The 10,868-nt window shown below is 73.0% G+C and carries 9 protein-coding genes; 2 read left to right on the plus strand and 7 right to left on the minus strand.

Going from position 1 to position 10,868, the window contains the following annotated elements; genetic code table 11:
* Nucleotides 1-60 precede the first annotated feature (60 nt).
* Nucleotides 61-585: a hypothetical protein gene (locus tag ACWCPF_RS18640; RefSeq protein ID WP_451046116.1), complete on the plus strand. Its 525-nt coding sequence runs from the start codon at nucleotides 61-63 to the stop codon at nucleotides 583-585.
* Nucleotides 586-601: 16 nt separating this feature from the next.
* Here the strand turns inward: ACWCPF_RS18640 and ACWCPF_RS18645 are convergent, their stop codons facing one another.
* On the minus strand, nucleotides 602-1,846 hold the full coding sequence (locus tag ACWCPF_RS18645) for an ROK family protein (protein ID WP_451046117.1): 1,245 nt from the start codon (nucleotides 1,844-1,846) through the stop codon (nucleotides 602-604).
* Nucleotides 1,847-1,873: 27 nt separating this feature from the next.
* Nucleotides 1,874-2,536, minus strand: a complete 663-nt coding sequence (locus ACWCPF_RS18650; RefSeq protein WP_451046118.1) for an alpha-ketoglutarate-dependent dioxygenase AlkB family protein — start codon at nucleotides 2,534-2,536, stop codon at nucleotides 1,874-1,876.
* A 77-nt stretch (nucleotides 2,537-2,613) separates the two neighbouring features.
* On the opposite strand from ACWCPF_RS18650, the gene ACWCPF_RS18655 reads away from it, so the two are divergent.
* Nucleotides 2,614-3,753, plus strand: a complete 1,140-nt coding sequence (locus ACWCPF_RS18655; RefSeq protein ID WP_451046233.1) for a methyltransferase — start codon at nucleotides 2,614-2,616, stop codon at nucleotides 3,751-3,753.
* On the opposite strand, the gene ACWCPF_RS18660 is transcribed toward ACWCPF_RS18655, so the two are convergent.
* The 5 genes from ACWCPF_RS18660 to ACWCPF_RS18680 form a co-directional block, all read right to left on the minus strand.
* The gene (locus ACWCPF_RS18660) at nucleotides 3,740-4,582 is read right to left on the minus strand and encodes a class II fructose-bisphosphate aldolase (RefSeq protein ID WP_451046119.1); all 843 of its coding nucleotides are present in this window, start codon (nucleotides 4,580-4,582) and stop codon (nucleotides 3,740-3,742) included. The genes ACWCPF_RS18655 and ACWCPF_RS18660 overlap by 14 nt on opposite strands.
* A 59-nt stretch (nucleotides 4,583-4,641) precedes the next feature.
* The gene (locus ACWCPF_RS18665) at nucleotides 4,642-5,523 is read right to left on the minus strand and encodes an SIS domain-containing protein (protein WP_451046120.1); all 882 of its coding nucleotides are present in this window, start codon (nucleotides 5,521-5,523) and stop codon (nucleotides 4,642-4,644) included.
* A 45-nt stretch (nucleotides 5,524-5,568) separates the two neighbouring features.
* Nucleotides 5,569-7,914 carry an MFS transporter gene (locus ACWCPF_RS18670; protein ID WP_451046121.1) on the minus strand — a complete coding sequence of 782 codons (2,346 nt, stop codon included), beginning with the start codon at nucleotides 7,912-7,914 and terminating at the stop codon, nucleotides 5,569-5,571.
* A gap of 189 nt (nucleotides 7,915-8,103) precedes the next feature.
* On the minus strand, nucleotides 8,104-10,038 hold the full coding sequence (htpG, locus tag ACWCPF_RS18675) for a molecular chaperone HtpG (RefSeq protein WP_451046122.1): 1,935 nt from the start codon (nucleotides 10,036-10,038) through the stop codon (nucleotides 8,104-8,106).
* Nucleotides 10,039-10,173: 135 nt separating this feature from the next.
* Nucleotides 10,174-10,776, minus strand: coding sequence for a hypothetical protein (locus ACWCPF_RS18680; protein WP_451046123.1), 603 nt, complete (start codon nucleotides 10,774-10,776; stop codon nucleotides 10,174-10,176).
* Nucleotides 10,777-10,868: the final 92 nt, after the last annotated feature.

Raw genomic sequence — 10,868 nt, forward strand, 5'->3', positions numbered from 1 at the left:
GTATTGTCCTGCGCCGGGGCAGCCGTCACGATGGAGGCTTCGTCGAAGGGGGGTGGGCTCGTGCGGGCCCGATTCCGGTATGCGGCCACGGCCTGCGCCGGTGCCGCGGTCGTGGCCTCGTTGACCGGCTGCGGGGTCCCCGTGGCGGGCGTCACGGGCGTCACGGTGACGGCGGACGGACGGCCGGTCGGCGTGCTGATGGTCTGTGACGACCACATCGACGGGGTCACGTTGTACACCGACGGCCCGGGGGACGACACCACGGACGTGGCGAGGTGGAGCCGCGCCGAGCCCGTCACCGGGTTCGTCAGCTGGCCGATGGACGCCGCCGGCGAGGGCTGGACCGTCGCGAAGGCGATGCCGGCCGCCCTCGATCGGCAGCGTACATACACCCTGTACGGCTGGACCGAGGACAACTCCTGGTCGACGGCCCATGTGTCCTTCGACCTCACCGAACTGGCCGGGCTGACGCCGGGCCAGGTGCGCTACTTCGCGGGCGAGGACGTGCAGGGCGCCGACGCCGACGGCCGGCGCACCGCCGCGTCCGTGGCGGAGTTCCGCACCGCCGCGTGCGAAGACTTCTGAGCGCCTGCGCGAGGCCTCACCCGAGGCTCAGCGCCCCCAGCGGATCGTCCAGCACCGGCTGCCACGCCAACTCCGCCGCTCCGACGAGGCTGTTGTGGTCGAGGGAGCAGGCGAGGATCGGGACTCCGCCGCTGCGGCCCCACAGGCTGCGGTCGGTGACGACCGCGCGGAGCCGTTCGGGGTCGGCGTCGAGGAGGGTGCGGTGCAGGCCGCCGAGGATGATGCGGTCGGGGTTGAGGAGGTTCACCAGACCGGCGAGGCCCAGGCCCAGCCGGTCGATCAGCGTTTCGGCGGCCGTGCGCACGACCGGGTCGCCGTACTCCTCGCGCAGCAGTTGGTCGGCCTGCTGGAGCAGCGAGCCCTCGGGCCCGGGCTCGCGCCCGGCGGTGGTGAGCAGGGCGAGCGGGTCCGCCTCGACGTCGAGACAGCCCCGGCTGCCGCAATGACAGGGGCGGCCCTCGGGGTTGACGGTGAGATGGCCGACTTCGAGGGCGAGGCCCGAACTCCCGGTGTGCAGACGGCCGTCCAGCACCAGCGCGCCGCCGACGCCCCGGTGCCCGGTGGCCACGCACAGCAGATCGCGGGCGCCGCGTCCGGCGCCGTGCCGGTGTTCGGCGAGGGCGGCGAGGTTGACGTCGTTGGCCGCGAATGCGGGGCCGGTGACACCGGCGGCGCGGACCCGCTCGGCGAAGATCTCCCGCACGGGCGCGCCCGCCGGCCAGTCGAGGTGCAGGGGGTTGAGCGCCAGCCCCTCGGGCTCGGTGACCGCGGAGGGTACGGCGAGCCCGGCGCCCACGCAGCGGCGGCCGGTCTGCCGCAGCAGCTCCGCACCCGCGTCGACGGTCGCGCCGAGCACCTTGGCGGGGTCGGCGTCGACCGTCTCGCAGCTGGGCGTGGTGGCGATGATCCGTCCGCCGAGGCCGACCAGCGCGGCCCTGAATCCGTCGGCGTGGACCTGGGCGGCCAGAGCCACCGGGCCGTCCGGCGCGACTTCGAGCCGGTGGGAGGGGCGGCCCTGGGAACCGGCGGCCGCGCCGGGCCGGGCGTCGACCCGGATGAGCCCGAGCGCCTCCAGCTCCGCGGCGACCGCGCCGGCGGTCGCCCGGGTGACGCCGAGTTCGGCGGTGAGCACCGCGCGGGTGGGCGCGCGCCCGGTGTGCACGAGCTCCAGCGCGGGCCCGAGCGCACCGCGCCCCCGGTCCAACCGCGCCCTCGAGGTGGTCCCTTCCCCCGCCGACCGGGGGTCCGCCTTGCCGCTCATGAGGGCGAGTCTCCCATGATCCGTTCCTCAGGCGACGGCGGGGAAGCCACTCGCCCGCAGTGTGACGTTCAGCCGCCCGGCAAGGCCCAGTTCGGCCGGCGCCGTGCCCGGCAGCACGCGCGGCACCCCGTGGTAGGCGAGCCGGGACGGCCCGCCGAACACGAACAGGTCGCCGCTGCGCAGCTCGACGTCGGTGTAGGGGCGCGCCCGGGTCCGCGTGTTGCCGAACCGGAAGACGCAGGCATCGCCGAGGCTGAGGGACACGACGGGCGCGTCGCACTGTTCGTCGGCGTCCCGGTGCATGCCCATCCGGGCGTCGCCGTCGTAGAAGTTGATCAGCGCGATGTCGTACGCGGCCGCCCCGGCCGCCTCCGGTCCCAGGGCGTCCGCGACCGCGCGTCGGCCCAGGTCGCCCAGCCAGGCGGGGAAGGGCTTGACGGGCGCGCCGTCGCCGTCGGCGACCGTGCGGGCGTAGGCGTACGGGTACCAGTGCCAGCCCAGACAGACCTGGCGGGCGGTCATCGTGCCGCCGCCGGGCGTACGCACCGTGCGCAGTCCGGCCGGCGGACGGGCCCAGTACCGGCAGGACCGCAGCAGCTCGGCCTGGCGCGCCGCGTCCAGCCAGTCGGGCACGTGCACCGCGCCCGGCGCGACCCGCACCCGCTCCCGGGGAAACAGCTCGGTGTCCATGCGTCCATCCTCCTCCATGGCTCCGACACCGGGCCTGAGCTGCGGTTCGGTTAGCCTGGCTGACGATGAACGACCCTTTGACGACGCCGTGGGGCGAGGTCTCGCCGGCCCGCCACCCCGAGGATCCGCGCGATCGACTGCGTGCCTGGGACGCCTCCGACGCGTACCTGCTCAGACACCTCGCCGCCCAGGACACGCCGCTGACGGGCACGGTGGTGGTGCTCGGCGACCGCTGGGGCGCGCTGGTCACGGCGCTCGCGGCGCACCGTCCGACGCAGATCACCGACTCCTGGCTGGGGCAGGAGGCGACCCGGACGAACCTGGCGCGGGCCGGGGTCGAGACCGGCTCCGTCGGGCTGCTCACCACCCGGGACCCGGTCCCGGAGCGGATCGACGTGCTCCTGATCAGGGTGCCCAAGAGCCTCGCGCTCCTGGAGGACCAGCTGCTGCGGCTGGCGCCCGCCGTGCACGCGGACACGGTGGTCGTCGGCGCGGGCATGGTGAAGGAGATCCACACCTCGACGCTGAGACTGTTCGAGCGGATCCTGGGGCCGACCCGGACCTCGCTCGCCGAGCAGAAGGCCCGGCTGATCCTGTGCACCCCGGATCCGGCGCTGAGGCGCCCCGCCAATCCGTGGCCGCACGTCTACGACCTCCCCGCCGACCTCGGGGACCCGCTCGCGGGCCGTCCCGTCGTCAACCACGCGGGCGTGTTCTGCGCCGAGCGGCTGGACATCGGCACCCGGTTCTTCCTCGGACGGCTGCCGCGGACCGCCGGCCCGAGCCGGGTCGTCGACCTGGGCTGCGGCAACGGGATCGTCGGTACGGCGGTGGCGCTGGCCAATCCGGAGGCCGAGGTGCTGTTCACGGACGAGTCGTTCCAGGCGGTGGCGTCGGCGGAGGCCACGTACAAGGCGAACGGCGTGCCCGGGCAGGCCGAGTTCCGGGTCGGGGACGGGCTGGCGGGGGTGGCGGACGACAGTGTGGACCTCGTGCTGAACAATCCGCCGTTCCACTCCCACCAGGCCACCACGGACGCGACGGCGTTGCGGATGTTCACGGGGGCCCGGCGGGCGCTGCGGCCGGGCGGCGAGCTGTGGGTGGTGGGCAACCGGCACCTGGGCTATCACGTCAAGCTGAAGCGGCTGTTCGGCAACTGCGAACTGGTCGCCGGCGAACCGAAGTTCGTGGTGCTGAAGGCGGTCAGACAAGGGTGAGCCCCACGCCGGTGAGGATCCGCTCGACCGTTCGCGCCATGGCCGCCCGTCCCGCGCTGAGGTAGGTGCGGGCGTCGACGGCGTCCGGATGCGTGGCGAGGTGGTCGCGGATCGCGCCGGTCAGGGCCTGGTTGAGCGCGGTGCCGATGTTGACCTTGGCGATGCCCCCGGCGACGGCGGCCCGCAGTTCCCCGTCGGGGACTCCGGAGGAGCCGTGCAGGACGAGGGGCACGTCCAGGGCCGCGCTGAGCCGTGCGAGCAGGTCGTGGTCGAGGGCGGCGGTGCGGGCGGTCATCGCGTGGACGCTGCCGATGGCCACCGCCAGGGCGTCCACGCCCGATTCCGCGACGAACGCGCGGGCCTCGGCCGGGTCGGTGCGGGCCCCGGGGACATGCGCGCCCTTGCCGCCGATCTCCCCCAACTCGGCTTCGATCCACAGCCCTTGGGCGTGCGCCCGGTCGACGGCAATGCGGGTCGCGGCGAGGTTCTCGGCGTACGGCAGCCGGGAGGCGTCGTACATGACCGAACCGAAGCCGGCGTCGGCCGCCTGACCGAGCAGGTCGGCGTTCTGGACGTGGTCGAGGTGCAACGCGACCGGCACGGCGGCCCGTTCGGCGGCTGCGGCGGCGGCCCGGGCGAGCGGCAGCAGACGGCCCTGCCGGAACTTGACGGCGTTCTCGCTGACTTGGAGGACGACGGACGCGCCGGCGGCCTCGGCCCCCTCGACGACGGCCTCGATGTGCTCCAGCGTGATGATGTTGAAGGCGGCGACGGCGGTACCGGCCGTGTGGGCCCGGGTGACCAGCTCGCCGGTCGTGGTGAGGGGCACGGCGACTCCTCTTCGGCTCGTCAGGAGTTCAGGGCGCGTTCAGGACGCGTAGGGCGTGTTCAGGGCGCGAGGATCACCGAGCGGGTGAGGTGGCGCGGCCGGTCCGGATCGAGGCCGCGGGCCGCCGCCACGGCCACGGCGAGGCGCTGGGCGCGGACCAGTTCGGCAAGCGGGTCCAGCCGTCCCGCGATCCACAACGCCCCGGTGGCGCACACCTGTTGGGCCAGCCCCTCGGGCGCGTCGCCGAACATCCAGGTGGCCGTGGCGGCGGTGCTGACGCTGATCGGGCCGTGCCGGTACTCCATCGCGGGATACGCTTCGGTCCAGGACAGGGAGGCCTCGCGCATCTTCAGCGCGGCCTCGTTCGCCAGGCCGACGGTCCAGCCGCGCCCCAGGAACGTGAACTGCCCGCGGTCCACGAGCCCTTCGGGCAGCGGCTCGGCGAGCGCGGTGCGGGCGTCGGCGACGACGGCGTCGGTGTGCAGCCCCACGTGCGCGCGCAGCAGGGTGAACGCGGTGGTCGCGAACCGGGTTTGCACGACGGAGCGTTCGTCGGCGTGATCCAGGACGACGACATGGTCGGCGGCCCGCATGACCGGGGTGTGCGGGTCGGCGGTGATCGCGGTCGTGCGGGTGTGTCCGCGCAGCCGGGTGAGCAGGTCGAGGACCTCGGTGGTGGTGCCGGAGCGGGTCAGGGCCACGACCCGGTCGTAGCCGCGGCCGGTCGGGAACTCCGAGGCGGCGAAGGCGTCCGTCTCGCCGTGCCCCGCGCCCTCGCGCAGGGCCGCCGCGGCCTGGGCCATGAACCAGGAGGTGCCGCAGCCGACCAGCGCGACCCGCTCCCCCGGCCTCGGCAACTCCCCGGCGTGCCGGACGGCTTCGGCCGCGGCGCGGGTCCAGCACTCGGGCTGGGTGGTCAGTTCGTCCTCGATATGGGTCATGGCCCACCTCTCGTCCGGACGGCGTCTGCTCGATTCCTCGGTGAACTACTCCCCCAGGTGGGCGAGTTCGATGTCGTGGTCGTCCATGTCACCGCCGCCGAGGCTGATGCCGGCCGCCCGGGGCGGGTAGCCGGTGGCGATGACCGTGTACTGGCCGCTGTCCAGGTCGGAGAAGGCGTAGGCACCGTCGCGCCCGGTCGTGGTGGTCGCCACCACGTTGCCGGCGGCGTCGACGAGAGTGACCCGGGCGTCGCCCAGCGGAGCGCCCGCGCCGCGTACCGTGCCCCGCACCTGCGCGCCGGGCCGCAGCTCGACGTCGACCCGGGTGACGCCGGCGCCGCCGATCTCCACGGGCCGGGCCAGCGGCCGGTGTTTGGGCGAGCTGACCGCGAGGATCATGGGGCCCGGCACCAGGTCGGCGACAGAGAACCCGCCTGTGCCGTCGGTCCGCGTGGTGGCCTGCACATCGCCGCGGACGTCCGTGAGGATGACCACCGCCCCGGCGACCGGCGCTCCGCCGTCCGCGGACCGTACCGCGCCGACGAGCCCGCTGGAGCCGCTGAGCAGCACGTCGTAGGTGACCGGCGTCGCCCCGACCACGACGGTCGTCGCCTGCGGCTGGTGGCCGTCGGCGGAGGCGATGAGCACGTACGTGCCCTCGGCGGGCGCCTCGACGCCGTAGGAGCCGTCGGTCTCGGCGACCGCGCGGCTCGACTGCCGTCCGCCCAGGGAGATCAGTGTGACGGCGGCGCCGCCGACCGGTGCGCCCTCCGCGCCCCGCACCTGCCCGCGGACCGGGTGTCCGCCGCCGCCCGGACCGTCGTCGGTGAGGCCGGGGACGGTCGCGACGAGTTCCGCGACGGCGCGGGCAAGCGGCACGGCGATCGCGGCGCCCACGGCCCGTCCGTCCGGTTCCGTGCCGACCGGCCCGGCGGTGACCGGTTCCGCGACGGTCACCGCGTCCTTGCCCGCCGTGCGCTGCCGTGGGAGGAACGCGGCGACGACGAGGGCGAGGAGCGCGGCGCCGGAGCCGACGGCCATGACCACCTTGAAGCCGTTCTCCGAGGGCAGCGCGGCGCTCCCGAAGTCGGTCGTCAGCTGGGCCAGGATCACTCCGGCGACGGCGCTGGCGGTGGAGGTGCCGATGGACCGCATCAGGGTGTTGAGGCTGTTCGCGGCGGCGGTCTCGGCGGGGTCCACGGCGGCCATGATGAGCGCGGGCATGGCCCCGTAGGCGAAGCCGATGCCCGCGCCGATGACGCAGGACACCAGGACGAGCTGCCACACCTCGTCCATCAGCACGATGTTGAGGCCGTACCCGGCGGCGACGATCACCGCGCCGAGCATCAGGGTCACCTTCGGGCCGCGTGCCTTGGAGAGCAGCGCGGACAGCGGCGCGGTGGCCATCATGACCAGGCCGGTGGGGGCCATGACGAGGCCGGCGGTCAGCAGCGATCTGCCCAGACCGTAGCCCGTCGCCTCAGGCAACTGCAGGAGCTGAGGGAGGACCAGGGACATCGCGAACATCGAGAAGCCGAAGGCCATCGAGGCGAGGTTGGTCACCAGCACCTGTCGGCGGGCGGTGGTCCGCAGGTCCACCAGGGGTTCCTCGACGCGCAGTTCGAACAGACCCCACAGGAGCAGGACGACGACCGCGGCGGCGAAGAGCCCGAGGGTGGTGGCGCTGTCCCAGCCCCAGTCGGCGCCCTTGGAGATCGCGAGCAGCAGACAGATCAGCCCGGTCGCCATGCCGAGGGCGCCGGCCAGGTCGAAGCGTCCGCCGGTGCGCACCTTCGACTCCGGCACGGCCAGCGGGACGAGCACGGCGGCGACGGCGCCGAGCGCGGCCGACGTCCAGAACAGCATGTGCCAGTCGAAGTGGTCCGCGATGAGCGCGGCGGCGGGCAGGCCGAGGGCGCCGCCGACGCCGAGGGAGGCGCTCATGAGGGCGGTGGCCGAGCCGAGCCGCTCGGCGGGCAGTTCGTCGCGCATGATGCTGATGCCGAGCGGGATGACGCCGGAGGCGAGTCCTTGCAGGGCCCGGCCGACGATCATCGGGGCGAGCTCGTCGCTGAGGGCGGCCGTGACCGAGCCGGCGATCAGCACGAGGAGGCTGACCAGCAGCATGCGGCGCTTGCCGTACATGTCGCCGAGCCGTCCCATGACGGGGGTGGCGACGGCGGCCGCGAGCAGGGTGGCGGTGATCGCCCAGGCGGTGTCCGAGGCCGGGGCGTCCAGCAGCTCGGGCAGCTCCGGGACGATCGGGATCACCAGGGTCTGCATCAGCGAGACGACGATGCCGCCGAAGGCCAGCACCGCCACCACGAGGTTGGTCCGCGGTGCGAGGGACCGCTCCCCCGGCTCGGCCGGCCTGGGGTGTGCGTGGGACATGGTCGGGCCTCCGTGGGGGATGCGGTCCTGCACGAGTGCCCGACATCGTATGCGCGCTTGATTTACTCAAGCAACTAGTACTTTCGGTGTGCGGCGCGTGAAGAAACCGGGCAGGCGACCGGGCAGGCGGCTCCTGCCCGGTCCCCCACGGCGACGGCCGTGTCGCCTCTGCTGCGGGGCGCGCCTCTGCTACAGCGCGCGCTCCAGGTGGTCCGCCACCAGCTTCACGAACCGGCCGGGCTCCTTCGGCCGCCCGCCCTCGGCGAGGACCGCCAGACCGTGCAGCAGCTCGGCGGTCTCGGCGAGCCCCGCACGGTCCTCACGCTCCTTGTAGGCCTGGTTGAGGCCCTTCACGAGCACGTGATCGGGGTTCAGTTCGAGGATCCGCGGCGCGCGCGGCACCTCCTGCCCCATCGCCCGGTACATGTTCTCCAGCGCCGGGGTGAGCTCGTTCGCGTCGGAGACGATGCAGGCCGGCGACACGGTGAGGCGGGAGGACAGCCGCACCTCCTTCACGTCGTCGTCCAGGTTCTCCTTCATCCAGCCGAGCAGACCGGCGTACTCCGCGCTCTGCTTCTCCCGCTCGCCCTCGGCCTGCGCGTCGTCCTCGCCGCCGAGGTCGACCTCGCCCTTGGCGACGGACTGCAGCGGCTTGCCGTCGAACTCGCCCACCGCGTCGACCCACACCTCGTCGACCGGGTCGGTGAGCAGCAGCACCTCGACGCCCTTGGCGCGGAACGCCTCCATGTGCGGGGAGTTCTCGATCGCCTGCCGGGACTCGCCGGTGAGGTAGTAGACGGCGTCCTGCCCGTCCTTCATCCGCTCGACGTAGCTCTTCAGCGTCGTCGGCTCGTCCTCGCTGTGCGTGGTCGCGAACGAGGAGACCGCGAGGAGGGCGTCGCGGTTGTCGGAGTCGGAGAGCAGCCCCTCCTTCAGGACCGCGCCGAACTCCCGCCAGAACGTGGCGTAGCGGTCGGGGGCCGCGGTCATCATGTCCTTGACCGTCGAGACGACCTTCTTGGTGAGCCGGCGCTGCATCATCCGGATGTGCCGGTCCTGCTGGAGGATCTCCCGGGAGACGTTCAGCGAGAGGTCCGCCGCGTCGACCACGCCCTTGACGAAGCGCAGGTACGACGGCAGCAGCGCCTCACAGTCGTCCATGATGAAGACGCGCTTCACATACAGCTGGACACCGCGCTTGTAGCCCTGGTTGTACAGGTCGTGCGGGGCGTGCGAGGGGACGAACAGCAGCGCCTGGTACTCGAAGGTGCCCTCCGCCTGGAGCCGGACGGTCTCCAGCGGTTCGCGCCAGTCGTGGCTGATGTGCTTGTACAGCTCGTGGTACTCGTCGTCGGACACCTCGTCGCGCGAGCGCGCCCACAGCGCCTTCATCGAGTTCAGCGTCTCGGGCTCGGGCGCGGGCGTGTCGTCGGCGGCGTCGGAGCCGTCCGCGTCGGCCTTCTTCGCGGCCTGCTTCGGGACGGTCCGGATCGGCCAGGTGATGAAGTCCGAGTACCGCTTGACGATCTCCTTGATCGTCCACGGCGAGGTGTAGTCCTGCAGCTTGTCCTCGTCGTCCGCCGGCTTGAGGTGCAGCGTGACGGCAGTGCCCTGGGGCGCGTCCTCGACGGTCTCCAGGGTGTACGTGCCCTCCCCGCGCGACGACCAGCGGGTGCCCTTGCTCTCGCCGGCCCGCCGGGTCACCAGGGTCATCTCGTCGGCGACCATGAAGCCGGAGTAGAAGCCGACGCCGAACTGCCCGATGAGCCCCTCGGCCCCGCCCTCCTCCTGGGCCTCGCGCAGCTCCTGCGCGAACTTCGCCGTGCCCGAGTTGGCGATCGTGCCGATGAGCCGGCCGACCTCCTCGTACGACATCCCGATGCCGTTGTCGCGCACGATCAGGGTGCGGGCCTCGGTGTCGGTCTCGATCTCGATGTGCAGGTCGGACACGTCCGCGTCGGGAGCGTCGTCGCGCAGCGCGGCGAGGCGCAACTTGTCCAGCGCGTCGGAGGCGTTGGAGACGAGCTCGCGAAGAAACACGTCCTTGTTCGAGTAGACCGAGTGGATCATCAACTGCAACAGCTGACGGGCCTCTACCTGGAACTCAAACGTTTCGGTCGACATGATGCGTGTATCCCTCACAGGTTCCGGAGTCTCCTGGACTGGCGACAGCCACTGTAAAACACCAAGTCAGCCCGCACCGCTCGCTGTTCGAGCTAGTCGCTTCGGCGGACGTCGACGCGCTGCGCGGCGGGTCGGTCAGCGCGGGATCTCCTCCACCTGTGCGAAGCCTCCGGCCGGGGTCCAGCGGAGCCGGGTCAGCGACTCGGTGGAGCCCCTGGTGAAGAGCAGGCGTCGCGGGTCGCCGCCCTCGGCGGTGACCTTCGTCCAGCCGTCGAAGCTCCTGGTGAGGTTCGTGTCCCAGCGGGTGAGGTCGGTGGCGCCCACCGCCGCGATCGACTCCGTCGGCGGTTCGCCGTCGTAGCAGTAGACGCCCCAGTCCGCGATGACGGCGACGGTGCCGTCGAACTCCTCGAGGGTGAGGCTCTGGCACCGGTCCGTCGCGGTCGCGTACACGAGGTTCGGCGCGCTCCACGCCGTCGAGTCCGCGTCCCGGTGCCGCTCGACGAGCCCGCGTCCGGCGGCGTACGCCATGCCCACGCGCCGGCCGTCGGACAGCTCCAGCTCCTCGTCGAAGCGAGGGGCCGCCGCCGGTGCGCTCGATGCGACGCCGGTCGCGGTGGACGCGGCCGTCCCGGCTCCGCTCCCCGTCCCGGCTCCGCCGCCCGGTCCGCCGCAGGCCACCGCGACGCTCACCGCCAACGCCGCCCCGGCCAGGGCCCGCAGCCGATCTCCACTCATGCGCATCCCTCATGTTCCCCCGCGGGGCCGCGCATCACGGCATCACCTGTGTGTTCGGTGACGAGAATCGCCCGTGGAGACGGGCAACGCCC

It is taken from the genome of Streptomyces sp. NPDC001858 (genome assembly GCF_053594615.1).

Excerpts from the sequence above, each read along its gene's own strand:
- htpG (WP_451046122.1), bottom strand. The coding sequence starts at position 10,038 with ATGTCGACCGAAACGTTTGAGTTCCAGGTAGAGGCCCGTCAGCTGTTG.
- ACWCPF_RS18665 (WP_451046120.1), bottom strand. The coding sequence starts at position 5,523 with ATGACCCATATCGAGGACGAACTGACCACCCAGCCCGAGTGCTGGACC.
- ACWCPF_RS18680 (WP_451046123.1), bottom strand. The coding sequence starts at position 10,776 with ATGAGTGGAGATCGGCTGCGGGCCCTGGCCGGGGCGGCGTTGGCGGTG.
- ACWCPF_RS18670 (WP_451046121.1), bottom strand. The coding sequence starts at position 7,914 with ATGTCCCACGCACACCCCAGGCCGGCCGAGCCGGGGGAGCGGTCCCTC.
- ACWCPF_RS18650 (WP_451046118.1), bottom strand. The coding sequence starts at position 2,536 with ATGGACACCGAGCTGTTTCCCCGGGAGCGGGTGCGGGTCGCGCCGGGC.
- ACWCPF_RS18645 (WP_451046117.1), bottom strand. The coding sequence starts at position 1,846 with ATGAGCGGCAAGGCGGACCCCCGGTCGGCGGGGGAAGGGACCACCTCG.